The sequence below is a fragment of the Mesorhizobium sp. HAY1-8B genome (genome assembly GCF_056868045.1).
On sequence record NZ_CP200321.1, the window covers coordinates 4,062,822 to 4,086,398 of the forward strand.

The window sequence follows — 23,577 nt, forward strand, 5'->3', positions numbered from 1 at the left end:
TCTCTCAGGAGAAGCTGTCGTAGCCGGCGCGGCCTTCATCGAGGAGGCGCCGCAGAACCGCTACGCCATCGGCGACATCGCCGCGCTGTCTCGGCTGCGAAACGCCGAAGCGGACGCCGTGAAAGACCTGTTCGGAGCGGCCGGCCTTGAATTCGTCCTCGTCGTCGATCAGCACGCCGTGCTCGAGGCAGGCATTCTTGAAGGTGCCGGAAAGCCATGGATCGGGCAAAGTCAGCCAGACAAAGGGCACCTTGTCGTGTGACTTGAACGCGAAGCCGGCCAGCGTCTCCCGCACGATCGCGATGCGGGCGCCGATTTCGGCGATGCTGCGCTTGCGGATTTCGCTGGCCTGACCGGAGAGCACCAGACGGGCATTCACCTCCGCCAGCAGGAACGGCATGCCGCCGGTCATCATCTTGTGGGCGACACGGATACGATGGCGATAGGCGGGGGGCAGGAGAGCCAGCCGCCGCGCACCCCGGCCGCCACCGATTTCGACAGGCCGCTGGCGACGATGGTGCGTTCGGGCGCGAATTCGGCAAGCAGCGGTGTCGGGTCGTCGGTGAGGTTGCCGTAGAGGTCGTCTTCGATCAGGACGACATTGTATTCGCGCGCTATCCCTGCAATTGCCTCGCGGCGCGCCGCCGACAGCGTCACCAGCGTCGGGTTCTTGGCAGTCGGCATCAGGAAGATCATCCTGGGATGTTTTTGCGCGCAGACGCGCTCGAAATCCTCGGGATCAAGACCTTCGTCATCCGATGCCACCAGCGCGGTGCGCCGGCCGATCAACCCGGCACTGCGGGAAATCTGCGAATAGGTGAGGTGTTCGAAGGCGACGTAGTCGCCGGGCGTGGTGAGTGCGGCGATCGCCGCCATCACCGCGGCATGGGTGCCGAGCGTCGGAACGATGCTGTCGACGGCTGGGCGGAAGGAGTTTCGCGACAGCCAGCGGGCGCCGGCTTCGTACCAGCGGGTTGGAAAATCGCGCGTATAGCTTGAAATCTCGTGAGGATGATCTTGCGCGGTGCGCGACAGCACATCGGCAACAATGGTGCCCTGGCCGACATCGGGTGCCGCCGTGCTGTCGAAACGCAGCTTGTCCTGTGGCGCATCGACGGTGCGGGTGCCTTCCACGCTGACGTCGGGCGCATCCGGCTTCACGCCGTCGGCGTGCTGGCCAAGCACATAGGTTCCACGGCCCACTTCGCCGCTCACCAGCCCGCGCTCGCGCAGCAATTGGTAGGCCCTGCCGACCGTGCCGACGGTGGCGCCGATGTCGTAGGCGAGGTCGCGCTGTGGCGGCAGTTTTGTTCCGGCACCGATCACGCCCTGGTCGATGCCCGCTTCGATGGAGTCCGCAAGGCGTTGATAGAGCGGCCCGGTGCTGGCGGTAAGATCTGGAAGCCAATTTGTCATGGTGACAATTTTCTATATTGCACCGAAATGTGAGTCAATACATATCAATCGCGCACCAAAATGGGTGCAATTGATAATTCTGGCAGAAAGAAAATGGATACAATCGCGACAATCCGTCATTCAAGAGCCGCATTTCCAGGCCAGGCGCTCCGCCCGTCGGGTCGTCGCGGCTTTGTCAGCCGCCTGGTGCGGGTGGTCGGCTCGCTGGCGAGATGGATAGACCATTTGCTGGAACGCCGGCGCAGCCGGCTGGCATTGCTGGAAATGACCGACGATCAGCTCAAGGATATCGGCATCTCACGCTGCGACGCCCACCGTGAAGGTATCAGGCGTTTCTGGGAATAGCTCCGGTCCTACCGTACGCTGTTGGTCCTGAGACGCGCGACGCCATGATCGGCCAGAACGGCAACGACGCATATCACCAGAAACAGTGCGGTGATGGCCAGCGCTGCAATGGCGACACTGGTTGCGCCGTTCTTGGCAATGTCGAGGAAGGGGTAGGGCACCTCGCCGGCGAACGGCGCCCTCGCCAGCGCATAGGCCAGGTAGGCGATGGGATAGAGGACCCACCAGGAAATGTCGCTCCATCTCGTTCTGCCGTCGGCGCCTGATATCAGCCACCACAGCACGAACACAACCGGCGTCACGTAATGCAGCAGCACGTCGCAGAGCAGGAACAGGCCCTGCGGCTGCCACAGACGCGCCAGAACGGTGGCATAGACGATGAAGACCATGGCGATCGACATGGCGACTCCCGCGCGCATCCGGGGCCCGGCGAAGGCGGGCAGCCACGCGTAGCCGCTGGATGACAGCAGCGAGATATAGACCAGCACGGCGCCAATATTGGTCAGGATGGTGAAGAAACTGAAATAGAACACGATCGAGCCGAGCAGGCTGCGGCCTGCCTCCATCGACGCTGGAATGGTGATGCAGAATTGCAGGACAAGGCCGGCCAGACCAACGGCCAGACCCGCTACCTGCAGGAAGCGGCCCATCGTCAGGCAGTCGCGGCGCAGGCCGGGTTACCGGCTTGCCAGCGCGCAATATCCGAACCAATGCGCGCGCCGAGCGGGTCGTTCATCAACGGTCCGAACACGTCGACGTGGCTCGAATTGCCTTGCGCCTGCACGACCAGCAATGGCTTTCCGCCATAGTGCTTGGCCGGCACCAAAAGGAAACGCGGCGTGCCGCTGAAGGAATTCAGCTCGTTGGCCATTTGATATTGCTTGAAGGCCGGGTCCTTGCTGGCGATCCAGCATTTGTGGGCCGCGATTGCGACCTGTTCCATGGCCAACAGTGACGCACTCTTGCCCGAGGGCACAGGCGTGCTTTTTGGGGTCGATTGGCACGATGCCAGGGCAAGGCCTGCGGCGGCGACGAGAACGATCGTCTTGCTCTTGATCAAGCGGCACCCATCTCGAGTTCGGACAGAAAGATTTTCAGGCCGTCGGTCATCTCCCCCCATACGCGAGACAAGGCCGGGTGTTGCGAGGCGATCTGCTCATACGCATCGAATTTGGGATAGGCGTCGAGCAGGTCGTGGCGGCCCGTCATGGCGCGGAAATTGTTGAAGATGAATCGGGTCGGCGTCAGCCAGGCATCGGCGAAGCTGATGTCGTTGCCGAGTGCGAAGGGGCCTTGCGCCATGCGCGCCTCGATCGCCGCCAACCCGTGGTGCAGGCGTGCGAATTGGGCATCGATCTCGGCATTGTTGCGCTTCGGCACGGAATGCAGCTCGAAAAGCTTCATTGTGGGCGTCAGCACGTCGAGATCGGTGATGCGGGCGAACATGCGCACCAGCGCTCGGTCCTTGGAATCGGGCGGCAGCAGCGCCGGTTCCGGAAACCGTTCCTCGAGGTATTCGGCGATGACCACCGATTCGACGATGGTTTCGCCCGAGCCGGTGATCAGCACCGGAATCCGGTTCATCGGCGAGATGGCGCGAAACTCTTCAGGGATCGGAAAACCCGGCGGCGGCGCGATGATCTTGAGCGGTACGTCCTTGATATAGGCCAACGCGCGCACGATCGACGAGTAGGGCGACAACGGCCGCGAATAGAGTTTCATGACCGTTTCTCTCCCCAGAGCAATGGACCGATGTCCTTGTAATTCTTACCGCATTCGCGGCTGAACTCGTCAAGCGGCGATACCGAGCGCACCTTCGAAGAGTGCACGGCCGTCGCTGCCACCATGGGCGGCTTCGATCAGGTTTTCGGGATGTGGCATCAGGCCGAGCACATTGCCTTGCTCGTTGATGATGCCGGCAATGTCGTTGATCGAACCGTTGGGATTGGTGCCTTCCGCATAGCGGAACACCACCTGGCCTTCGCCTTCGACGCGGGCGAGCGTCTCGGTGTCGGCAAAATAATTGCCGTCATGGTGCGCCACCGGCGAGCGGATGATCTGGCCGGGCTGATAGCGGCGGGTGAACATGGTGTTGGCGTTGGTGATCTGCAGTTTTACCTGCCGGCAAACGAATTTCAGCGAACTGTTGCGCATCAAGGCGCCAGGCAGCAGGCCGGCCTCGACCAGGATCTGAAAACCGTTGCAGACGCCGATGACCATCACGCCCTTGGCCGCCTTTTCAGCGACAGCCCGCATGACCGGCATGCGCGCGGCGATGGCGCCACAGCGCAGATAGTCGCCGAAGGAAAAGCCGCCGGGAATGGCGATCAGGTCGACATCGGGGATTTCAGTGTCAGTCTGCCAGACGGTGGCTGGCGCCTTGCCGGAAATCTTGGTCAGCGCCGCGATCATGTCGCGGTCGCGATTGAGGCCAGGCAGAAGTACGACGGCTGATTTCACGTTAGGCGATCTCCACCGCGTAATTCTCAATCACCGTGTTCGCCAGCAGCTTGTCGCACATGGCCTTGAGATCGGCCTCGGCCTTGGCCTTGTCGCTTTCCGCCAGTTCGACGTCGAACACCTTGCCCTGCCGCACCGTGCCGACGCCATCAAAGCCGAGCCCCGACAGCGCGTGTTCGATCGCCTTGCCTTGCGGGTCGAGAACGCCGTTCTTGAGAGTGACGGTAATGCGGGCTTTGATCACGCTGGACATGCTCCTGTTCGAGTATTGGGTCGCAAAGCCGCTCTTAGTGCGGCTTGCCTTTGAAGCCATCGGTCGAGGTGACAAGCACCGGACCGGTCGGGCGGGGTGGCTCGTTCTCGTTCATGATGCCGAGGCGGCGGGCGACTTCCTGGTAGGCCTCTACCAGGCCTCCCATGTCGCGGCGGAAACGATCCTTGTCGAGCTTGTCCTGCGTCGCCACGTCCCACAGGCGGCACGAATCCGGCGAGATCTCGTCGGCGACGACGATGCGCATCATGTCGCCTTCGAACAGGCGGCCGCACTCGATCTTGAAGTCGACGAGCTGGATGCCGACGCCCATGAACAGGCCTGACAGGAAATCGTTGACGCGGATGGCAAGCGCCATGACGTCGTCGATCTCCTGCGGGCTCGCCCATCCGAACGCGGTGATGTGCTCTTCCGACACCATCGGATCGTCAAGCGCATCGGCCTTGTAATAGAATTCGATGATCGAGCGCGGCAGAACGGTGCCTTCCTCGATGCCGAGGCGCTTGGACAGCGAGCCGGCGGCGACGTTGCGCACCACCACTTCGAGCGGGATGATCTCGACTTCCTTGATCAACTGCTCACGCATGTTGAGCCGGCGGATGAAGTGGGTCGGGATGCCCATGCGGTTCAAGTGGTTGAAGATGTACTCGGAAATGCGGTTGTTGAGCACACCCTTGCCGTCGATGACCTCGTGCTTCTTCTTGTTGAACGCGGTTGCGTCGTCCTTGAAGAACTGGATCAGCGTGCCGGGTTCCGGTCCCTCATAGAGGATCTTGGCCTTGCCTTCATAAATGCGGCGGCGATTTTTCATCTGGATTTTTCTCTGGATTTGCGGGCAGGCGGCAAGCGACCAGTTCCTGTCCGTCTGCCTATATTAGTGTGGCGACGGTTGGGTTCAATGCCGGGTCTATCCCAATCACATCGTTTGCTCAATCGGCAAATCCTTTCAACCAACCGCTTTCGGGACTGAAATGCCGCAGCGCAGCATGTGATGAAGCATATTGACCGGCTCGCGACCTTTTGGTTTGTGCTTTGGCAACACACATATTACCCGCCAACGAATCGGATTTAACCCGGAGGGACGCCATGAGCAGCATGAAAGACCGCGAAGAGGGCTTCGAACGCAAATTTGCATTCGACGAGGAGCTTCGATTCAAGGCCTCGGCGCGCCGTAACAAGGCGCTCGGCCTGTGGGCCGCCGAAAAGCTCGGAAAGTCGGGTGCCGACGCCGACGCCTACGCCAGGGAAGTGGTTGTTTCCGATATCGAGGAAGCCGGTGACCACGACGTGTTCCGCAAGATCCGCAAGGATTTCGATGCCGCCGGCGTCGAGCAGTCGGACCATCAGATCCGCCGCACCATGGACGAACTGATGGCGCAGGCAATCGAGCAGATCAAAAACACCTGATCGGGCCGAAGCAGGTTCCGCAAGAGTGTCCCACGGTTTTGCGGCCGAACCTGCGACAAACAAGAATGACTGGACCAATCGACCGCCCGGCCAAACCGGGCGGTTTTTCTTTGCCTTTGCCGTGGTTTCCGGCTGAAACTGCACTAAGGCGACGTGCGTCTTATTGGACGCACAAGGTTCGCTCTAACGCTGATAGCGTTTTCGCATCGTGCTTTCCGGAAATCGAACCGATTCTCGGGCCGATGCGACGTCAACGAGGAAAGAGATTAGATGTCCCTGAAGTCCCGCCTTGCCGCCGATGAAACGCTGATCACCGCCTGGTCGGGTGTGCCTGATGCCCTGACCGTCGAGATCCTCGCCAAACAGGGCTTCGACGCCGTCACGCTCGACATGCAGCATGGCGGCCATCATGAAGACAGCGTGCTGCGCGGTCTGGCGCCGGTGCTCGCCACCGGCAAGCCGGGGCTGGTGCGTATTCCCGTCGGCCGTTTCGACATGGCCAGCCGGGCGCTCGATTTCGGCGCCGAGGCGGTCATCGCTCCGATGGTGAATTCGGTGGCCGACGCAAGGTTGTTCGCCGCGGCAATGAAGTATCCCCCGCTCGGCGAGCGCTCATGGGGCCCGACTTACGCCTTTCCGCGCCACGGCAAGGGCGACTATGCCGAATGGCTGCGCGACACCAACCAGCGCACCATGGCTTTTGCCATGGTCGAAACGCGCGCCGCGCTCGACGCCCTCGACGGCATTCTCGACACGCCCGGCATTGACGGCATTTTCCTCGGCCCATCGGATTTCTCGATCGCCTGGAGCAACGGCACGATCGTCAATTCGACGCTGGAAAGCATGATGGAGACGATAGCCTCGGTCGCCGAGCGCACCCGCAAGGCGGGAAAACATGCGGCGATCTATGTTGTCGAACCGGCAATTGCCGGCCGAGTCGTGTCGATGGGCTATCGTCTGCTCGCCACGGGGTCCGAGCATGCGCTGATTTCGCTGGGGGCAAAAACCCTGTTGAAGGGCATACGGGACTCGATCGGATCCTGAGTCCGGAACCGGGCGAAGCGCCGTCATAGCGTCGGACGGTCAGGCGCCCGCCGCAGCAGGCCCCGAGGCGACCGGGCCGCCGCGCCTCAATTTGTTGAACAGGGCGCCGAGCGCCCGGACCCACCAGTTGTTGAAGGCCATCAGCGGCAACGCCGCGATGAGCGAACCCAGTATGCCGGCGGCGGCAGCGAGTGCGGCGGAACCACTGACCAGCAGCACCCACGAAGCCAGTGAGCAGATAACGGGTACATGCACGAGGTAGAGGGGGAACGACAGGTCGCCCAGGAACCGTGCCACCTTGCCCGAGAGCCATGCCGGCGGCTGATCCGCACTCAGCACCGCGTAGACCAACATGATGCTTGCCGGGATGGCCACGCAGGCTTGCCGCAAGCCGACATCATCGGAAACCGCGGTCTCGAGCACGGCAAAGGGGCGGTATATGCCGACGGCATCCCCCGCATAACCCAGCAACGCCAGGGAAACCGTCACCATGGCGCCTCTCACCCACCAATTCGGGCGAAATCCCATGGCAAGAAGCGGATAGAGCAGGAGGCTGGCCGGAAAGCCACAAAAGAAGAAGCTGACTTGCAGCGCCAGGAATACGGCTGTCGCGATGCAAAACCAGGACAACAATGCCCAGCGGTCCTGGAGGAAAAAGAAGATCGGGGCGAGGGCGAAGGTCAGCATGCTGCCCCAGAATTCGACCGTCATAGTCCACAGGCTGCTGTCATAATATTTGTCGCCGTAGATAAACGTCCGCCAGGCCCCTTGCAGGAACGCGTCGCCGAAGCTCGCAGTCTCCGGCGACAGCACCCTTGGGGCATTGCCGAATCGGCCCAGCCACTCAGATTGGGTGACGGCAGCCGCATCCGCGAAGAAATACAGGTCGAGCTTGAATATGGCACAGGACAACAGAACCGTAACAACCACTGGTCCAGCCAGACGAGGCAGGCGCTTTACCGCGCCCAACAGCAGATCCGGTGCCTCGCGGAACTGGAAATATCGCTTCACAAGCACATAGGAAGAGAGGACGAAAAACAGGTAGACGGCTGAGCCGCCATTGAAGGCGATGAAAGCCAGACTGGTCTTGAGCGATTGCGCGGCGTTGTCTCCGCCCTCCGCCGCCGGCGCAAAAGCGCGCAAAACATGCCCATTCAGAACCACAACCGCCGCGGCGCCTCTCAAGAATTCGAGTGAAGCGTCTTTGCGCAAGCGTTGACCTTTGTTTGAGCGTGAAGAAGTTTTGTTTAGCAATCTCTCATATACTTGCGGGACGAACAGAGTTCGCCGCGCATAAAGAAGTTATCGCGAGCCGCCTTAAATTACTGTTTATTGGAATTCTGCGGTTTCTTCGGGAACTCTCTGCTCCGACTTTGGGCCGGGTATCACAGATCCGTCAGGAACTTGGCGAAGGTCATCGAGCCTTCGGGCCAGGGGCCGAAGCCCGATTCCTGGTTGAGATGGCCGGTCTCGCCGGCATCGATGAACAGCGATCCCCAGGCGCCGGCAATGTCCTCGGCGACATCGAAGGCGCAGAACGGATCGTTGCGGCTGGCAATCAGGATCGAAGGAAAAGGCAGCGGCTCGCGTGGATAGGGGCCGAAGGTCATCAGGTGCTTCGGCTTGATCCTGGGGTTGGCGACATCGGGCGGCGCCACGAAGAAGGCCCCGGCGACCGGCTTGACGAATTGCGGTATGGCCTGCACGGCCGCAGCCACTCCCAGCGAATGCGCGACGATGACGACCGGCCTCTCGGCCTCGTTGACCGCCTTGGCCACGCTTGCGGTCCAGTCGTCGCGCACCGGCTTCGACCACTCCGCCTGCTCGACACGCCGCGCGGTCGACAGTTTTGACTGCCAGCGGGTCTGCCAATGCTCGGGTCCGGAATTGGTGTAGCCCGGAACGATCAGGATATCTGCGTCTTTGACTTTCATGGCGCTGAGATAGCGAGCGCGATTGTCTCATGCAACCGTTGACGGGCAAGCTCTTGAGTTGAAATAGTGAACACCATGTTCGCTTTTCGCTGTCTTGTGTGAACGATCGCGATCGACGATCTGTCATCAGAGAAAAACAGCCGTGGAGGACCGGGATTTTGGCACTGACACGACGTACAATGATCGGCGGCGCCGGGTTCCTGGCTTTGGGAGCTTCATCAAGCGTTGCCGCAACGGAGACAATGATGAGTGAACTGCCATTTGCCGCCACCACGCCGGTGAGCGTTGCCCGCGTCGGGCTGAAGGCGCGCGATGCCGAAAGCCTCGCTGCCTATTACCGCCGGGTCGTCGGCCTGCAGGAATTGAGCCGTGCCGATGGCGCGATCACGCTCGGCGCCGCCAACCGACCATTGCTGGTGCTCGAGCCGGACGCTTCCGCCAAGCCGGACGATCCGCGCAGCGCCGGCCTATTCCATACTGCTTTCCTGCTGCCGAGCCGTGCCGATCTCGGCCGCTGGATCAACCATGCCATATCGGACAAGATCGCCATCGAGGGCGCTTCCGACCATCTGGTCAGCGAGGCGCTGTACCTGACCGATCCCGAAGGCAACGGCATCGAGATCTATGCCGACCGCCGTCCGCAGGACTGGAAATGGAATGGTGACAAGGTCGCCATGGCGACGGAGCGGTTGAACGTTCCTGCGGTTGTCGGCGAAGTGCCGGCCGGCGACGCGGGCTGGCAAGGTGCGCCGGAAAACAGCATTGTCGGTCATGTCCACCTGCGCGTCGGCAGGCCGGAAGAGGCCGAGGCCTGGTGGAACCAGGAGTTCGGCTTCGACGCGGTGGCCAAATATGGCGGCCAGGCGGTGTTCCTGTCGTCAGGCCATTACCACCACCACATCGGCGCCAATGCCTGGCAAAGCGCCGGCGCCGGTCGCCGCGACCCGGCCCGCTCAGGCCTTGCCTGGGTCGAGATGCGTTCAGACAATGTCACCGGCGAAACGACCCGCGAGGATCCCTGGGGCACGGTGATCAGGACTGTGCCTGGAAAGGCTTGATTTGACTTCGGTACAGCGTCCTTCTCCCCGTAAACGGGGAGAAGGAAAAGCTCAAGCTTCCCCAAACACCCGCCTGAAGATCGTGTCGACATGCTTGGTGTGGTAGCCAAGGTCGAATTTCTCACGGATTTCCGCCTCGGGGAGCGCGGCGGTGACTTCCTTGTCGGCCAAAAGTTCTTCAAGAAAATCAGCGCCTTGTTCCCACACCTTCATGGCGTTGCGCTGCACCAGCCGGTAGGAATCCTCGCGCGACAGGCCGGCCTGCGTCAGCGCCAGCATCACGCGCTGCGAATGCACCAGGCCGCGGAACTTGTTCATGTTCTTCAGCATGTTCTCGGGATAGACGACCAGCTTTTCGACGACGCCGGTCAGGCGTGACAGCGCGAAATCCAGCGTCACCGTGGCGTCCGGCCCGATCATGCGCTCGACAGAGGAGTGCGAGATGTCGCGCTCGTGCCAGAGCGCCACATCCTCCATCGCCGGCAGCGCCATGGAGCGCACCATGCGGGCAAGGCCGGTAAGGTTTTCCGTCAGCACCGGATTGCGCTTGTGCGGCATTGCCGACGAGCCTTTCTGGCCCGGCGAAAAATACTCTTCCGCTTCCAGCACTTCGGTGCGCTGCAGATGCCGGATCTCGGTCGCCAGCCGCTCCATCGACGAGGCGATGACGCCGAGCGTGGCAAAGAACATGGCATGGCGGTCGCGCGGGATCACTTGCGTCGACACCGGTTCCGGCTTCAGCCCGAGCTTCGCCGCAACATGCTCCTCGACATAGGGTTCGATGTTGGCGAAGGTACCGACAGCCCCGGAAATGGCGCAGGTGGCGATATCTTCTCGCGCATGCACCAGCCGCTCGCGGCAGCGCGAGAATTCGGCATAGGCCTGCGCCAGCTTGATGCCGAAGGTTGTCGGCTCGGCATGGATGCCGTGGCTGCGGCCGATGGTGACGGTGTCCTTGTGCTCGAAGGCGCGTCGCTTGAGAGCGGCAAGCAGGCCGTCAATGTCGGCGAGCAGGATGTCGCTGGCGCGGGTAAGCTGGACGGCAAAGCAGGTGTCCAGCACATCCGAAGACGTCATGCCCTGGTGGATGAAACGCGCGTCCGGTCCAACGAATTCGGCAAGATGGGTCAGGAAGGCGATCACGTCATGCTTGGTGACGCGCTCGATCTCGTCGATCTTCTCGACGTCGAATTTCGCCGCATTGCCCTTTTCCCAGATGGTTTTTGCCGCTTCCCTCGGGATGACGCCGAGTTCGGCCAGCGCATCGCAGGCATGAGCCTCGATTTCGAACCAGATGCGAAACCGGGTTTCGGGCGACCAGATGGTGACCATTTCCGGCCGGGAATAGCGAGGGATCATCGGTCAGTCCTGATGTATCTAGAGCAATCCAGGAAAAGTGCGCAGCGGTTTTCCGTCCGGAATTGCGAAAAAGAAGAAGTTAGAGCGGGTCGGCGGTTCTACCAACGCTGAACCGCTCCGGGTTAGCCCGCGTCCTAACAGAGGCGGACGAAATGCTCAACGCCGCTGCCGTGCAAACCAGAGGCTGGCGGCAAACAAGGCGATGAACCCAAGCGGAAAATAGAGCCGGATGCCCAGCACAACGAACTGGTAGAGCGCTACCGCCGTCGTGAAGGCGAACTGAAACCCCCAGGTGAGAGTGAAGACGGGTGCATGCCATTCGGCATAGTATGACCGGTACTGCAAGGCATAGAGCCCGGCGGTCAGCCCGATCGTCACGGCGGCAAGGCACACCATTGCTGCCGCGAAGGCAACCTCCCAGCCCCTTCCGAGCGAGACCAGCCGTGCCGCGAACAGGCCAACCGGAAAGGCCAGGGCGCCGCCGCCAGCGAACAGCAGCGACACTGTGCGGATTTTATCCGGCGTCACCCAACTATCCAGCAACAACAGATTGACGAGCGCGCTCGCGCCCATCGTGGCAGCCCACAGGAGGGCACCGAGAAGGACCGTGCCCAGCGTCGGTGTCGCGTCGCGAAAGCGGGCGAGGGCACGATTGGTCGTGGCGAATTGAGCAAGCGGTCTCACAGGCGACCGGTCACCGCGATCCAACGATAGTCCGGCCCTTCGAAGCCATATTGGCGCACCGCGATCAGCACCGCATAGGCGCTGAGGCTGTCCATCGAGAATGTCTGCACCGCGCCGATGCGGTAGCCGTTCGGACAACCCCGACTCTTGGGGATCGATTTGTCTTCATGGAGCAATTTGGTGGTACCGCCGTCCTGCGCTTCGATGCGCAGCAGCCGGAAGCCATTGATCTCGCCCAGGCTCTGGCAGCCTTCTGTATTGTTCATGCCGATTTCGTCCAGCCGGAACTCGAGCGGCTGGTCGACCGGAGAGAAGATCGGTCGCGGATTGACCACCATGCGGTGCGGATCGGCCGAAAGCTCGGTCACCGGGTTGAAGCCGGCGGTGATGCCGCGATTGGCACTCAACTCGGTCTGGCTGACAATGGCCTCGCCCTTTTGCCGGACCTGGAGGCGGGCGCTGTCGAGCGTGGCATTCTCGTCGTCAAGCCGGACCCTGATTGGCGTGCCCTTGAGAAAGCTGTCATCGCTCGTGTCGATGTAATAGCGGTTGGCATAGGGAAAGCCCGACCCGTCCTGGACGCCATATTCCTCGAAGGCGAATACGCCACCGTCCTTGGTGAAGCCAAGGATTTCGAGCTCGGCGACATCGCCGGCCTGGGCGACGATCGACGCCGCAAACTGTGCGGCCAGGGAAACGGCAAACAACAAAAGTACTCGCATCGGTTCTTCCTCCGGCAGGCCGCGATCGTTTCAATCCCTAGCACGGCCGAATCAAAACGTCGTGCGGGTCAAAAGCCGATGCATCCAATCGGCCCGTTATTTGTTATTGTCGGCAATCCCAATGGAGAACCACCATGACCGACACCAGCAAGATTCGTGAGCATATGGAAGTCGTCGGCGCCGATGGCGTGCATGTCGGCACCGTCGACAAGGTTGACGGCCAGCGTATCAAACTGACCAAGGCCGACAGCGGCGAGGGTGCTCACAAGGGCCACCATCACTACATTCCCCTGGCCCTGGTTGCCGAGGTCGACGGCAAGAAGGTCTGGCTGTCGGCGAATTCCGATGTCGCGGTGACGTTTGAGGAAGAAAGGTCCGATCCGACCTGATGGACGCCTTTAGCTTCGGCGCGACCAGACCGGGAACAGATCGTTGTCGGCTGGCGTCGCGGCAAACACGCCGCGGCTGATGGCGCGTGCCATGGTGGCGCCGGCGGCGGCGTAGAGGTCGATTGCCGCATCGGCTTCGAGCCGGATGCCGCTCGTTCCCGTTGCCAATGCAAACACGAGATCGCCATCGGCCGGCGTATGTGTCGGCCAGATGGCGCGCACGAAGCCGTCATGCGCAGACATCGCCAGGCGCTTCGCCGCGGCCTTGGTGAGGACCGCGTCCGTGGCGATGACGGCAATGGTGGTGTTGCCGCCGGTTTCCATCTGCATGCCTGCCTGCTTGTCGCGGTATTTCAGCAAAATCCGCTTCGCATCGTCGGGCATCGGCGACGGATAACCAAGGCCGCCGAATTCGTCGCCGATTTCGAAGGGTGCCGCCCAGAAATGGCGGGTGCGGCCGACGGTCACTGATCCCGTCGGATTGACGGCGGCCAGCGCCCCGATGGTGACGCCGTTATCCAGCAGCGTCGAAGCCGAACCCAGGCCGCCCTTCAGCCCCGCGGTCAGCGCACCGGTGCCGGCGCCGGTCGTGCCGAGCTGGAAATCGGCGGCGGCTGATTGCGCTGCCTCATAGCCAAGGTCGCGGTAAGGGGGGTAGCGGCCCCAGTCCTTGTCGCCGCCATTGCGTAGGTCGAACAGGATCGCCGCCGGCACGATCGGCACGCGAAAGCCGCCGACCTCGAAGCCGATGCCGCGCTCGCGCAGCGCCGCCTGCACGCCGGACGCCGCATCAAGGCCGAAAGCCGAACCTCCCGACAGCATCACGGCATGGACAGCTTCGACCGAATTGTGCGGTTCGAGCAGGTCCGTCTCGCGCGTGCCCGGCGCGCCGCCCAGGATCTGGACACCGGCCACCGCCGGTTCGTCGCAAAGCACCGTCGTAACGCCGGACTTCAAACTGGCGTCGGAAGCGTTGCCGACGCGCAGACCGGCAACGTCGGTGATAAGATTGCGCGGGCCGGTGCGGAACATCAGTTGCCTTCCAAGGGCACGAAACGCGTGCCGTCGAAGCGGAAGACGCGGTAGAGGCTCTGGCTGAGGTCGCCCTTGACGTCGAAGCGGACTGGCCCGATCGCCGTGGTGAAATCACGACCGGTCAGTGCGTGGGCGAGGGGCCTGCCCGAGCTCCCGGACAAGACCGATGCCGCCTTGGCGATCTCGACCGCCGCATAGGCCGGCAGCGTGTAGCCGTCCGGCACAATCTTCCGCGCGGAGAAGCTTTCCAGCGCTTTTGCGTCGGCGACATCGGCCCATTCGGGCGGCGCGATCATCAGTGTGCCCGTCGCATAAGGCACGTCGCCGGGCGGCGTGCGCAGATTTTCGCCGCCGGCAAAGACGATGCCGGCCTGGAGTTGTGCTGCATCGCGGCCCATAATGGCAATGTCGTCGCCGTCACCGCCGGCAAAGACATGTGTGGCGCCGGCTTTCTTCAGCCGCCCGACCAAGCCGATCTGATTGTCGAGCTGCGGCCGGAACGTGTCGACGAACACCGGCTTCAGCGCCGCTTGCTCCGCAGCCGCGCGAAATGTTTCCGCCATCTCGCGCCCATAGATGGTGCCGTCGTCGATGATGGCGAACAGCTCGTTCTGCCACAGGCGGGTGAGGATGGAGGCGACGGCGTTGCGCTCATCGTCGCCGCGCGGCCCCAGGCGATAGACCGGCCAGCCGGTCTTGGCGCGGCGATCGGTCAGGCTCTCGGTTCGCACGCCGACGGTGATGACCGGGATGTTGGCGTCCTTGAGGATCGGCATTGCCGCCTCGATGGATTCGGTACAAAGGAATCCGACCACGACACTGACCTTGGCTGCCGCAAAAACCCTGGCCGCGGCTGCACCGCCATCGGCGGTGCAGCCATCGTCCTCGCTCGTGAGTTCAACGCCATTTGCCTGCGCCGCCAGCCCGGCGCCGGCCTGGATCTGTTTGCCGAGGATGGCCGATGGGCCCGACAAGGGAGCGGCGACGCCGATCGACAGCGTCTGTGCGCCGGCGGTGCCGGCCAGGAACAGCCAGGCCAGTGCGGCCGATATCGTTGCCCCGGGTCGCATCTTGCCGAAGAGTTCCTCCAGACCCGCGATGACAGCGCGGGCGCCAATTACCGCCAAGACCTAAAGGCTGCCCGGCCTTGGTGCAACACGCGAATTCAGGGATATGGGCCAAGCACTTCGCTTGTGGCCTGTCATGTCTGGCCATATATAGCGGTAGGGGTTCTGGCTGTGGAAAGTTCTTGTGCTGAAGAAGAATGACATTGGACCGCAGGCCTATCGCGACGCGATGAGCCATTTTGCCGGTCACGTCCATGTGGTCACGACGGACGGCCCTGCCGGCAAGCGCGGCACCACGGTGATCGCCGCCTGTTCCGTGTCGGACACCCCTCCGACTATCCTGGTCTGCCTCAACCGTGAAAATGCCAAGAATGAGCTGTTCGTGAAAAACGGCAAGTTTGCCTTGAACACGCTGGCTTCGCACCAGGAGCCGCTGGCGATTGGTTTTTCCGGCATTACCGGCCTGCCGGTCGAGGAGCGTTTCGCGCTCGGCGAATGGGATGTAATTTCCACCGGCGCGCCGACGCTTAAGGGCGCGCTTGCGGTCTTCGACTGCGAATTGATCGACACCAAGGATCTGGCCACCCATCGTGTGCTTTTTGGCAAGGTGACAGGCCTGCGCATGGGCGATAATTTGCGGCCGCTGATCTACCACGCCCGCGGCTATCACGTCCTGGACAGCGGAGCGGCGGCGTTCACGGAGAAAGAATGACCGAGCTGAAATCGCGTCCCGTGCCGCGGACGATCGACGAGACGCTCGATCTCCTGACCGGCGCGGACTATGTGGCGGACCGGTCGCTGGCGACCGTGCTGTTCCTGTCGTTGCGCATGAACCGGCCCTTGTTCCTCGAGGGCGAGGCCGGCGTCGGCAAGACCGAAATCGCCAAGGTGCTGGCGCAGGCGCTTGGTCGCCGGCTGATCCGGCTGCAATGCTATGAAGGGCTCGATGTCTCCTCCGCCGTCTACGAGTGGAACTACGCCGCGCAGATGATCGAGATCCGCATGGAGGAGGCGGCCGGCAAGGTCGACCGCTCCGCCATGGAGCGCAACGTGTTCTCCGAAAAATACCTGATCCGCCGCCCGGTGCTCGATGCGCTGACCGGCAAGGCAGGTGCCGCGCCTGTCTTTCTGATCGACGAGCTCGACCGCACGGATGAAGCCTTCGAGGCCTTCCTGCTCGAAATCCTCTCCGACTACCAGGTGACGGTGCCCGAACTCGGCACCATCAAGGCGGAAGAACCGCCGATCGTCATCATCACCACCAACCGCACCCGCGAGATCCACGACGCTTTGAAGCGGCGCTGCCTCTATCACTGGGTCGATTATCCCAATGCCGAGCGCGAACTGGAGATCGTGCGCCGCAAGGTGCCGCGAGCTAACCAGCGGCTTTCGGCGGAGGTGGTCTCCTTCATCCAGAAGCTGCGCCAGATCGAGCTGTTCAAGGTGCCGGGCGTCGCGGAAACCATAGACTGGGCCGGTGCGCTGACCGAACTCGACAAGGTGGCGCTCGATCCGGAGACCGTATCCGACACGATCGGCGTGCTGTTGAAATACCAGGACGACATTGCCCGCATCGGTTCGGGCGAGGGCCGGCGCATCCTCGACCAGGTCAAGGCCGAGCTCGCGGCGGCGGAGTAGCGCGATGAAGGCGCCGGGTGTTTACTCCAAAGAGGCCGGCCCCACGGAGGCGACGGCGGATGGGCGCATCGCCGACAACATCGTCTATTTCGCCCGCACCTTGCGCAAGGCCGGCATGAGGGTCGGGCCGGCTTCGGTCAAGGATGCCATCGAGGCGGTGCTGGCCGCCGGCATAGGCTCGCGCGACGATTTCTATTGGACCCTGCATGCCGTGCTGGTGTCCAGGCATGAGGATCACTCAACCTTCGACGAGGCCTTCCGGCTGTTCTGGAAATCGCGCGAACTGATCGAGAAATTGCTGGCGATGTTTTCCCCTGTGGCGCCTGACGTCAGGGAGAAGCAGAAGCCGCGCGCCGCCGAAAACCGTGTCAGTCAGGCGATGTTCGAAGGCCACCAGAAGAACCAGCCACCGCAGGAAGTCCCTGAGATCGAGGTCGATGCCCGCTTTACCTTTTCCGGCAGCGAGGTGCTGCGGGGCAAGGATTTCGCCCAGATGAACGCAGCCGAGATGGCTGATGCCAGGAAGGCGATCGCCGAGCTCCGGCTGCCCGTCGACATGGTGCGGACAAGGCGCTTCAAGGCCGACGCGCATGGCCGCCGCATCGATCCGCGCGCCATGATGCGCTCAGCTGCGCGCACCGGCGGCGAATTGATCCTGCCGAAATTCCGTTCGACACGCGAAGTTCATCCGCCGCTCGTGGTACTGGCCGACATTTCCGGCTCAATGAGCCAGTACACGCGCATCTTCCTGCATTTCCTGCATGCGCTGACGGAAAAACGCCGGCGCGTGCATACCTTCGTCTTCGGCACGCGACTGACGAACCTGACCCGGCAGATGCGCCATCGCGATCCCGATGCCGCCCTTGCAGACTGTTCGATGGTGGTCAAGGACTGGTCCGGCGGCACACGCATCGGTGACACGCTGGCCGAGTTCAACCTGATATGGTCGCGGCGCGTGCTGGGGCAGGGCGCGGTGGTGCTTCTGATAACCGACGGGCTGGAGCGTGACGATGTCGCCGGTCTCTCGGAGGAGATGGAGCGGCTGCACAAATCCTGCCGGCGGCTGATCTGGCTGAACCCGTTGCTGCGCTTTGATGGTTTCCAGGCGCGCGCCCGCGGCGTCAGGGCGATGCTGCCGCATGTCGACGAATTCCGCTCGGTGCACAATCTCGATGCGCTCGCCGACCTCTGCGCGTCACTCGACAAGAAGTCGGCACAATCCGTCGATCCGCGCCGATGGATTGACGCTGGCGCGAGGCACGCCGCATAGCCATATGTTTCTCGGCCCCTTGGAAAAACAGACCCTGAGAGAAGCAACGATGAGTGACAGTCTTTATCTCGATGAGGCCCGCGATCCGCTGATCATCGCGGAAGGTTGGATGAAGGACGGCAAGGATGTCGCTATCGCGACGGTGGTCGAGACCTGGGGTTCGGCACCACGCCCGGTCGGCAGCCACCTTGTCATCGATGCTGACGGCAATTTCCACGGTTCTGTCTCCGGCGGCTGCGTCGAGGGCGCCGTGGTGACCGAAGCGATCGACGTCATCGGCTCCGGCAAGGCCAGGATGCTGGAGTTTGGCGTTGCCGATGAGACCGCCTGGCAGGTCGGCCTGTCCTGCGGTGGCCGTATCAAGGTTTATGTGGAAAGGCTTGGCTGATCCAATGGATCCCTATGCGCTGAAAACGCTCAACGCGGAGCGCCGTGCCCGCCGCGCGGCGATCCTCGTCACCGATCTCGGCGATGGCCGCGACCGCATCGTGCGTGAGGGCGACCAGGTCGCGGGCGACCTTGGGGCCGCGATCGCCAAGGCATTTCGATCGGGCAATTCCGGCTCCGTCGAGGCGGAAGGACGGACCTTCTTTCTCAATGCGCATCTGCCCCAACCACGCCTCGTGGTGATCGGTGCCGTCCATATCAGCCAGGCGCTGGCGCCGATGGCCAGGATCGCCGGCTATCCCTTGGAGATCATCGATCCGCGCACGGCCTTCGCCACATCGGACCGCTTTCCCGACATCGCCTTGCATGCAGAGTGGCCGGAGGATGTGCTGAAGCGCCAGCCCCTCGACAGTTACACGGCGCTTGCCGCCGTTACCCATGACCCGAAGATCGACGATTTCGCGCTGAAAGCGGCGCTTGACGCCAACTGTTTTTATGTCGGCGCGCTCGGCAGCCGCAAGACGCATGCAAAGCGCGTCGAACGCTTGCTGGCGCTGGGCGCGAGTGCCGACCAGATCGCCCGCATCCATGCGCCGATCGGGCTCGACATCGGTGCCGCGAGCCCCGCCGAGATCGCCGTTGCGGTTCTCGCGCAGACCATCTACGCCTTCCGCTCGCGCGGCCTTGATGCCTCCGCATCGGCCCAAAGATCGGAATCGATTTTGGAGAAGCACGATGCGTAGATTCAAAGCGGCGGAGCGTCCTTTGCGCGTCCAAGTGGACGCGCCCCGCTCTGCGGGCGCGGTGGCGTGAAATTCGGCCCGGTTGCCATTGAAGAGGCCGAAGGCGCGGTACTGGCACACGCCACCACCGCCGGCGAAAGACGCTTTCGCAAGGCGCACCGGCTGAGCGCCGAAGACGTCTCCATACTCAAGCGGGCTGGCGTCTCGCAGGTCGTCGCGGCCGTGCTGGCCTCAGACGATCTCGGCGAGGACGCGGCGGCACAAAGAATTGCCGAGAGTATGATTTTCAGCGGCATCGAGGCCAAGCCGGCCGCCACCGGCCGCGTCAATCTCCACGCCAGGGCATCAGGCGTCTTCACGGTCGATGCCGCGATGATCGACGCCATCAACGCCGTCGATCCAGCCATCACCATTGCCACGCTGGCGCGGCATGCGCCGGTCGAAAAGGGTCAGATGGTCGCAACGGTGAAGATCATCCCGTTCGCAGTCAACTCTGCGCTGGTCGATGCGGTCGCGAAAATCTGCGCCGGCGGCGTCATCTTTGCCGTCAACGCCTATAAACCGGTGCGCGTCGGTATCATCCAGACGGTTCTACCGGGAATCAAGCCCAGCGTGCTCGACAAGACGCTGCGTGTCACCGAAGCAAGGCTGGCGCGTTCGGGCGGCAGGCTGACGGCGGAACGCCGCACGCCGCATGAGATCGCGCCCGTGGCGGAGGCTGCGACCTCGCTGGCGCGCGAGAATGACATGGTGGTGATCTTCGGCGCTTCGGCGATGAGCGACTTCGCCGATGTCGTTCCGGCTGCGATCGAGATGGCGGGCGGAACTGTCATCCGCGCGGGCATGCCGGTCGATCCCGGCAATCTGCTGGTGCTCGGTACGCTCGGCGGCAAGCGCGTCATCGGCGCGCCCGGCTGCGCCCGCAGCCCCAAGGAGAACGGCTTCGACTGGGTGCTTGACCGGTTGATCGCCGGCCTTGACGTCACCGCGAAGGACATCGCCGGTATGGGAGTCGGCGGGTTGCTCATGGAAATCCCGACACGGCCGCAGCCGCGCGAGCCGTTGCCGGCCAAAAGCCGGCTCAAGGTCGCCACCGTGCTTCTGGCAGCCGGCCGGTCGAGCCGCATGGGCGGACCGAACAAGCTCATGGCGTTGTTCGACGGCAAGCCGCTGGTGCGCCGCACCGCCGAGCGCGCGGTCGCCTCGAAGGCGTCGGGCACGATCGTCGTCACCGGTCATCAGCGCGAGCGGGTGCGCGCAGCTTTGCTAGGCCTCGACGTCACCTTCGCAGACAATCCGGATTTCGCCGATGGCCTGTCCACGTCGCTGAAGGCAGGTATTGCCTATCTGCCGGAGGACACCGCCGGCGTGATGATTGTTCTGGGAGACATGCCTGGCGTTGTGTCAGACGATCTCGACCGGCTGATCGATGCCTTCCGCAAGGCTGGAGGCAATTCCGTGGTCCGCGCCTCGCATCAGGGCAAACGCGGCAACCCCGTGCTTTTGCCGCGCTCGCTGTTCCCGGCCATCGCTCATCTCGAAGGCGACACCGGCGCTCGCCATCTGGTCGAGGCCGAAGGGCTCGATGTCATCGATGTCGAGATCGGCGAGGGCGCGTCCGTCGATGTCGACACCCGCGAAGCGCTCGAAGGCGCCGGCGGCGTGCTGCAGGATTGACAAACCCGGGCCGAATTACGCAAGCCTGCGGTATGGCTTTTCGTTTTCCTTCTCCTCTCCACAGCGTTCTGATCGCAACATTTGTTCTTGGCGTTCCCGCCCAAGCCGATGCGCTCGAACTGAAACCCTTCAAGGACGATCTCTTCGCCTATCCGGCCACGCTCTCGTCCGACACCAACGGCGCCTATACGGTCATCGACTATCGCGAGATGCGCGACATCAACCAGCGTGACGAGGTGCCGGAAAAGCGCGTCCACCCGCAATACATTGACGCCAGCGTACGCAAGGTGCAGCAGGATCTGCTGCTGAAGACCGATGCCGGCGATGTCAGGCATGTTGCCGTCGGCAAGACGCAAGGCGCTGGGATCATCGTGCTCTACTTGCACGGGCAGGGTGGCAGCCGCAAACAGGGCGTCGACGACTTCACCTTCGGCGGCAATTTCAACCGCATCAAGAACCTGATGGCCGGCAATGGCGGTCTTTATCTCTCACCGGATTTTCCCGATTTCGGCGACAAGGGTGCCGCCCAAGTCGCGGCTCTGATCGATCACTATGCCGAGCAGTCGCCTGGCGCGAAGATCTTCGTCGCCTGCGGCTCGATGGGTGGTGCACTGTGCTGGAAGCTTGCCGGACGCAAGGACACGGGCGGCCGCATAAATGGCTTGCTGCTGCTCGGGTCGCTGTGGGACGAGAGCTTTTTTGCCAGCCCCGCCTTCAAGCGCCGCGTGCCTGTCTTCTTCGGTCAAGGCAGCCATGACGTGGTCTTCCCCGTGGCGAACCAGGAAGCGTTCTTCCGCTCCATCCTGGCCAAATCGAAGACCTACCCGACCCGCTTCGTCCGTTTCGAGACAGGCACCCACGGCACGCCAATCCGCATGGCCGACTGGCGCGGAACGCTCAATTGGATGCTGTCGAAGGCGCCTTGATCGACTGGCTGGCCTGAAGCCGTCCGGTGCTCAAGGCGCGGTGTTGTAGTCGACAACCGTCTGCGGGTTTTCCTCGCCATCATAGGACGCGTCGACATCATACTGGACCAGCGAGAAGTCGCCATTGCGGAACAGATAAGTGCCCGATGAAGAGGCATCTCCGACGCCGCGCCATTTGTCGAACGTCGTGATCGTGTGGGCATCCTTGTCATAGTTGGAATTGGTCGCCCAGCCTGTCGTCCGGAAGCCGACAATGTGCATGGATTCGACTTTGCCTTCGCTGTCATTGTTCACGTAGCGAATGTCCATCTCGGGCTCGGTGAACTGCAACTGCCGCACCCCTGACACATCGTCGCTCATGTAGTAGACGGAGTTTTCATTGTAGGCCGCGGCCGAGCAGGAGAAATGGAAGAGGCGTGTTTCCTTGTCGGGATCGGCGGGCTGCGCATCCTTGTCCTTGTATTTGATCGAAAAGGTCTCCGGCTCATTGGCCAGAAGCTCCTTGTCGCACTGGTCGCCATAGGTCGCCAGGAATGCCTTCTTGGCCTGCTCCAGCGTCGTGTCCTTCTTGGGCGGCGGCGGACCGTCGCCGCAGCTCGGCGGCACAGCTTCCTCGAAATCGGAGGTCGAAGGTTTCAATGCGCCTTTTTCGATGTGGATCGGATCAAAGGGCGGCGCCGCTTGGATCTGGGCATTCACCTGGCGCAGCGTGTAGCAGCCGGCAAAGACCTTCTCGCCGCCGCTCTTGTCCGTGGCACGAATGGCGACAGGGACGTTATAGAAGATGCTACCTGCGGCACCTTCGTCCGAAATAGCACCGGTCGCGACTTCCACCTTGTTGGTGCCGTCATAGCCTTTGACGAAGCTGTCGAAATCCTTAGCCGGCTTCGTATCGCCGTAGTAACCCCAGGCGCGGGCGAATTCATGCCGGTTGATGGCGCTGTAGAGGGAGCGGATCACCGCCTCGGCGCTCGAGCGGTCGTCGACATAGGGCGCTTCGGGCGCGGTGTCATCGACGGCCAGCGCCGCTTGGCCAGACATGGCAAGGGAGAGAAGGGAAGTCGCTGCGAGAAGGACGCGTCTCATCGGGAATCTCCGCTCGATGACGCAGATTCTACCACGGCGATTGCGGCGGCGTGGTGACGCGGAGCCCACGGCGCTTGAAGAATCGTGCGGGGAGGCGCTACGTCGCTCCGCCGGCGTTCCGACCGGACAGGAGATCTGACGTGACGATATCGATGTATGAGGCATCCGTGCCCGTGTTTTCAGCCCGGCTGAAAGCACTTTCCAGTGTGCTGGCGGCTGCCGAACAAAACGCGCTTGACCGCAAGATCGACCCGCAGGTGTTTTTGACGGCACGGCTTGCGCCCGACATGTTCGCCTTGACCCGGCAAGTGCAGATCGCAACCGACCACGCCAAGGGCGCGCCGTCGCGGCTCGCCGGCCGCGAAGTGCCGAAATACGAAGACAATGAAGCAAGCTTTGCCGATCTCGAGGCGCGGATAGCCAAGACGCTCGCGCTTCTGGCGACGTTCTCGGCCGCCGATATCGACGGTTCCGACGACAAGATGATTGAACTGAAACTCGGCGGACGCGAGACGACGTTGGGCGGCATGCAGTATCTTCTGCATGTGGCCATGCCAAATTTCTACTTCCACCTCACCACCGCTTACGACATCCTTCGCCACAATGGCGTGCCGCTGGGCAAGGCGACATTCCTGGGATCGCGTTGAGCGGCTGAAGTT

At 62.5% G+C, this 23,577-nt stretch carries 27 protein-coding genes and 1 pseudogene; 13 read left to right on the forward strand and 15 right to left on the reverse strand.

All coding sequences use genetic code 11. The features are described from left to right. Positions 1-4 precede the first annotated feature (4 nt). Positions 5-1,416 (reverse strand): annotated as a pseudogene (locus tag AC1VON_RS19185) (aminotransferase-like domain-containing protein). Positions 1,417-1,509: 93 nt separating this feature from the next. Here AC1VON_RS19185 and AC1VON_RS19190 point away from each other — a divergent pair. Further along, a complete protein-coding gene (locus AC1VON_RS19190) occupies positions 1,510-1,761 on the forward strand; it encodes a DUF1127 domain-containing protein (protein ID WP_172350796.1) in 252 nt (83 codons plus the stop codon). Between the two features lie 8 nt (positions 1,762-1,769). Here the strand turns inward: AC1VON_RS19190 and AC1VON_RS19195 are convergent, their stop codons facing one another. The 6 genes from AC1VON_RS19195 to purC all read right to left on the reverse strand — a co-directional run bounded on the left by AC1VON_RS19195 (position 1,770) and on the right by purC (position 5,303). Further along, a complete protein-coding gene (locus tag AC1VON_RS19195; RefSeq protein WP_483124540.1) occupies positions 1,770-2,411 on the reverse strand; it encodes a Pr6Pr family membrane protein in 642 nt (213 codons plus the stop codon). Between the two features lie 2 nt (positions 2,412-2,413). Continuing rightward, positions 2,414-2,821, reverse strand: coding sequence for a hypothetical protein (locus tag AC1VON_RS19200; RefSeq protein WP_172350794.1), 408 nt, complete (start codon positions 2,819-2,821; stop codon positions 2,414-2,416). Beyond that, the gene (locus tag AC1VON_RS19205) at positions 2,818-3,483 is read right to left on the reverse strand and encodes a glutathione S-transferase family protein (protein WP_140767821.1); all 666 of its coding nucleotides are present in this window, start codon (positions 3,481-3,483) and stop codon (positions 2,818-2,820) included. The genes AC1VON_RS19200 and AC1VON_RS19205 overlap by 4 nt, the downstream gene beginning before the upstream one ends. A 69-nt stretch (positions 3,484-3,552) precedes the next feature. Then, the gene (gene purQ / locus AC1VON_RS19210) at positions 3,553-4,221 is read right to left on the reverse strand and encodes a phosphoribosylformylglycinamidine synthase subunit PurQ (protein WP_140767820.1); all 669 of its coding nucleotides are present in this window, start codon (positions 4,219-4,221) and stop codon (positions 3,553-3,555) included. Between the two features lies 1 nt (position 4,222). Beyond that, complete coding sequence (gene purS / locus AC1VON_RS19215) at positions 4,223-4,465, reverse strand: phosphoribosylformylglycinamidine synthase subunit PurS (protein WP_483124541.1); 243 nt, start codon at positions 4,463-4,465, stop codon at positions 4,223-4,225. 43 nt (positions 4,466-4,508) lie between these two features. Further along, the gene (purC, locus tag AC1VON_RS19220) at positions 4,509-5,303 is read right to left on the reverse strand and encodes a phosphoribosylaminoimidazolesuccinocarboxamide synthase (protein WP_172350792.1); all 795 of its coding nucleotides are present in this window, start codon (positions 5,301-5,303) and stop codon (positions 4,509-4,511) included. Between the two features lie 275 nt (positions 5,304-5,578). On the opposite strand from purC, the gene AC1VON_RS19225 reads away from it, so the two are divergent. Beyond that, entirely contained in the window at positions 5,579-5,899 is a 321-nt protein-coding gene (locus tag AC1VON_RS19225) for a DUF1476 domain-containing protein (RefSeq protein ID WP_483124542.1), read from the forward strand. 270 nt (positions 5,900-6,169) lie between these two features. Next, positions 6,170-6,943 carry an HpcH/HpaI aldolase family protein gene (locus AC1VON_RS19230; protein ID WP_483124543.1) on the forward strand — a complete coding sequence of 258 codons (774 nt, stop codon included), beginning with the start codon at positions 6,170-6,172 and terminating at the stop codon, positions 6,941-6,943. A gap of 39 nt (positions 6,944-6,982) precedes the next feature. Here AC1VON_RS19230 and AC1VON_RS19235 read toward each other — a convergent pair whose 3' ends face one another. Further along, a complete protein-coding gene (locus tag AC1VON_RS19235; RefSeq protein ID WP_483124544.1) occupies positions 6,983-8,155 on the reverse strand; it encodes an acyltransferase family protein in 1,173 nt (390 codons plus the stop codon). A 173-nt stretch (positions 8,156-8,328) separates the two neighbouring features. Beyond that, on the reverse strand, positions 8,329-8,877 hold the full coding sequence (locus AC1VON_RS19240) for an RBBP9/YdeN family alpha/beta hydrolase (protein WP_483124545.1): 549 nt from the start codon (positions 8,875-8,877) through the stop codon (positions 8,329-8,331). Positions 8,878-9,122: 245 nt separating this feature from the next. Here AC1VON_RS19240 and AC1VON_RS19245 point away from each other — a divergent pair, with 245 nt between their 5' ends. Then, positions 9,123-9,935, forward strand: a complete 813-nt coding sequence (locus tag AC1VON_RS19245; protein ID WP_483124546.1) for a VOC family protein — start codon at positions 9,123-9,125, stop codon at positions 9,933-9,935. 51 nt (positions 9,936-9,986) lie between these two features. On the opposite strand, the gene purB is transcribed toward AC1VON_RS19245, so the two are convergent. From purB to AC1VON_RS19260, 3 genes are all read right to left on the reverse strand, one after another. Further along, complete coding sequence (purB, locus tag AC1VON_RS19250; protein WP_483124547.1) at positions 9,987-11,294, reverse strand: adenylosuccinate lyase; 1,308 nt, start codon at positions 11,292-11,294, stop codon at positions 9,987-9,989. Positions 11,295-11,450: 156 nt separating this feature from the next. After that, positions 11,451-11,867, reverse strand: a complete 417-nt coding sequence (locus AC1VON_RS19255; protein ID WP_172352988.1) for a hypothetical protein — start codon at positions 11,865-11,867, stop codon at positions 11,451-11,453. A 107-nt stretch (positions 11,868-11,974) separates the two neighbouring features. After that, complete coding sequence (locus tag AC1VON_RS19260) at positions 11,975-12,700, reverse strand: DUF2259 domain-containing protein (RefSeq protein ID WP_483124548.1); 726 nt, start codon at positions 12,698-12,700, stop codon at positions 11,975-11,977. 134 nt (positions 12,701-12,834) lie between these two features. Here AC1VON_RS19260 and AC1VON_RS19265 point away from each other — a divergent pair, with 134 nt between their 5' ends. Beyond that, positions 12,835-13,089 (forward strand): DUF2171 domain-containing protein, encoded by a 255-nt coding sequence (locus AC1VON_RS19265; RefSeq protein WP_483124549.1) that lies wholly within the window; start codon positions 12,835-12,837, stop codon positions 13,087-13,089. A gap of 9 nt (positions 13,090-13,098) precedes the next feature. Here AC1VON_RS19265 and AC1VON_RS19270 read toward each other — a convergent pair whose 3' ends face one another. Next, entirely contained in the window at positions 13,099-14,121 is a 1,023-nt protein-coding gene (locus AC1VON_RS19270; protein ID WP_483124550.1) for a P1 family peptidase, read from the reverse strand. Further along, a complete protein-coding gene (locus tag AC1VON_RS19275) occupies positions 14,121-15,194 on the reverse strand; it encodes a branched-chain amino acid ABC transporter substrate-binding protein (RefSeq protein ID WP_483126347.1) in 1,074 nt (357 codons plus the stop codon). The genes AC1VON_RS19270 and AC1VON_RS19275 overlap by 1 nt, the downstream gene beginning before the upstream one ends. A 181-nt stretch (positions 15,195-15,375) precedes the next feature. Here AC1VON_RS19275 and AC1VON_RS19280 point away from each other — a divergent pair, with 181 nt between their 5' ends. The 7 genes from AC1VON_RS19280 (at position 15,376) to AC1VON_RS19310 (ending at position 21,832) form a co-directional block, all read left to right on the forward strand. Then, entirely contained in the window at positions 15,376-15,903 is a 528-nt protein-coding gene (locus AC1VON_RS19280; protein WP_172350784.1) for a flavin reductase, read from the forward strand. Continuing rightward, positions 15,900-16,829: an AAA family ATPase gene (locus tag AC1VON_RS19285; protein ID WP_483124551.1), complete on the forward strand. Its 930-nt coding sequence runs from the start codon at positions 15,900-15,902 to the stop codon at positions 16,827-16,829. The genes AC1VON_RS19280 and AC1VON_RS19285 overlap by 4 nt, the downstream gene beginning before the upstream one ends. A gap of 4 nt (positions 16,830-16,833) precedes the next feature. Further along, entirely contained in the window at positions 16,834-18,099 is a 1,266-nt protein-coding gene (locus AC1VON_RS19290) for a vWA domain-containing protein (protein ID WP_483124552.1), read from the forward strand. Between the two features lie 49 nt (positions 18,100-18,148). Further along, positions 18,149-18,487 (forward strand): XdhC family protein, encoded by a 339-nt coding sequence (locus tag AC1VON_RS19295; RefSeq protein ID WP_137930017.1) that lies wholly within the window; start codon positions 18,149-18,151, stop codon positions 18,485-18,487. 4 nt (positions 18,488-18,491) lie between these two features. Next, positions 18,492-19,229, forward strand: a complete 738-nt coding sequence (locus AC1VON_RS19300) for an XdhC family protein (RefSeq protein WP_172352986.1) — start codon at positions 18,492-18,494, stop codon at positions 19,227-19,229. Between the two features lie 66 nt (positions 19,230-19,295). Continuing rightward, positions 19,296-20,906 (forward strand): NTP transferase domain-containing protein, encoded by a 1,611-nt coding sequence (locus tag AC1VON_RS19305; protein WP_483124553.1) that lies wholly within the window; start codon positions 19,296-19,298, stop codon positions 20,904-20,906. 32 nt (positions 20,907-20,938) lie between these two features. Then, entirely contained in the window at positions 20,939-21,832 is an 894-nt protein-coding gene (locus AC1VON_RS19310; protein ID WP_483124554.1) for an alpha/beta hydrolase family protein, read from the forward strand. Positions 21,833-21,862: 30 nt separating this feature from the next. Here the strand turns inward: AC1VON_RS19310 and AC1VON_RS19315 are convergent, their stop codons facing one another. Then, a complete protein-coding gene (locus AC1VON_RS19315; RefSeq protein WP_483124555.1) occupies positions 21,863-22,918 on the reverse strand; it encodes a DUF1176 domain-containing protein in 1,056 nt (351 codons plus the stop codon). Between the two features lie 140 nt (positions 22,919-23,058). Here AC1VON_RS19315 and AC1VON_RS19320 point away from each other — a divergent pair, with 140 nt between their 5' ends. Then, positions 23,059-23,565 (forward strand): DUF1993 domain-containing protein, encoded by a 507-nt coding sequence (locus tag AC1VON_RS19320; protein WP_483124556.1) that lies wholly within the window; start codon positions 23,059-23,061, stop codon positions 23,563-23,565. Positions 23,566-23,577 lie beyond the last annotated feature (12 nt).

What these genes read in the sequence shown, in the direction of transcription:
- AC1VON_RS19190 (WP_172350796.1), top strand. Translation starts at nt 1,510, where the DNA reads ATGGATACAATCGCGACAATCCGTCATTCAAGAGCCGCATTTCCAGGC.
- AC1VON_RS19195 (WP_483124540.1), bottom strand. Translation starts at nt 2,411, where the DNA reads ATGGGCCGCTTCCTGCAGGTAGCGGGTCTGGCCGTTGGTCTGGCCGGC.
- AC1VON_RS19205 (WP_140767821.1), bottom strand. Translation starts at nt 3,483, where the DNA reads ATGAAACTCTATTCGCGGCCGTTGTCGCCCTACTCGTCGATCGTGCGC.
- purC (WP_172350792.1), bottom strand. Translation starts at nt 5,303, where the DNA reads ATGAAAAATCGCCGCCGCATTTATGAAGGCAAGGCCAAGATCCTCTAT.
- AC1VON_RS19225 (WP_483124542.1), top strand. Translation starts at nt 5,579, where the DNA reads ATGAGCAGCATGAAAGACCGCGAAGAGGGCTTCGAACGCAAATTTGCA.
- AC1VON_RS19230 (WP_483124543.1), top strand. Translation starts at nt 6,170, where the DNA reads ATGTCCCTGAAGTCCCGCCTTGCCGCCGATGAAACGCTGATCACCGCC.
- AC1VON_RS19240 (WP_483124545.1), bottom strand. Translation starts at nt 8,877, where the DNA reads ATGAAAGTCAAAGACGCAGATATCCTGATCGTTCCGGGCTACACCAAT.
- AC1VON_RS19245 (WP_483124546.1), top strand. Translation starts at nt 9,123, where the DNA reads ATGAGTGAACTGCCATTTGCCGCCACCACGCCGGTGAGCGTTGCCCGC.
- purB (WP_483124547.1), bottom strand. Translation starts at nt 11,294, where the DNA reads ATGATCCCTCGCTATTCCCGGCCGGAAATGGTCACCATCTGGTCGCCC.
- AC1VON_RS19255 (WP_172352988.1), bottom strand. Translation starts at nt 11,867, where the DNA reads ATGGGCGCGAGCGCGCTCGTCAATCTGTTGTTGCTGGATAGTTGGGTG.
- AC1VON_RS19260 (WP_483124548.1), bottom strand. Translation starts at nt 12,700, where the DNA reads ATGCGAGTACTTTTGTTGTTTGCCGTTTCCCTGGCCGCACAGTTTGCG.
- AC1VON_RS19265 (WP_483124549.1), top strand. Translation starts at nt 12,835, where the DNA reads ATGACCGACACCAGCAAGATTCGTGAGCATATGGAAGTCGTCGGCGCC.
- AC1VON_RS19270 (WP_483124550.1), bottom strand. Translation starts at nt 14,121, where the DNA reads ATGTTCCGCACCGGCCCGCGCAATCTTATCACCGACGTTGCCGGTCTG.
- AC1VON_RS19275 (WP_483126347.1), bottom strand. Translation starts at nt 15,194, where the DNA reads ATGCGACCCGGGGCAACGATATCGGCCGCACTGGCCTGGCTGTTCCTG.
- AC1VON_RS19285 (WP_483124551.1), top strand. Translation starts at nt 15,900, where the DNA reads ATGACCGAGCTGAAATCGCGTCCCGTGCCGCGGACGATCGACGAGACG.
- AC1VON_RS19290 (WP_483124552.1), top strand. Translation starts at nt 16,834, where the DNA reads ATGAAGGCGCCGGGTGTTTACTCCAAAGAGGCCGGCCCCACGGAGGCG.
- AC1VON_RS19295 (WP_137930017.1), top strand. Translation starts at nt 18,149, where the DNA reads ATGAGTGACAGTCTTTATCTCGATGAGGCCCGCGATCCGCTGATCATC.
- AC1VON_RS19300 (WP_172352986.1), top strand. Translation starts at nt 18,492, where the DNA reads ATGGATCCCTATGCGCTGAAAACGCTCAACGCGGAGCGCCGTGCCCGC.
- AC1VON_RS19310 (WP_483124554.1), top strand. Translation starts at nt 20,939, where the DNA reads ATGGCTTTTCGTTTTCCTTCTCCTCTCCACAGCGTTCTGATCGCAACA.
- AC1VON_RS19315 (WP_483124555.1), bottom strand. Translation starts at nt 22,918, where the DNA reads ATGAGACGCGTCCTTCTCGCAGCGACTTCCCTTCTCTCCCTTGCCATG.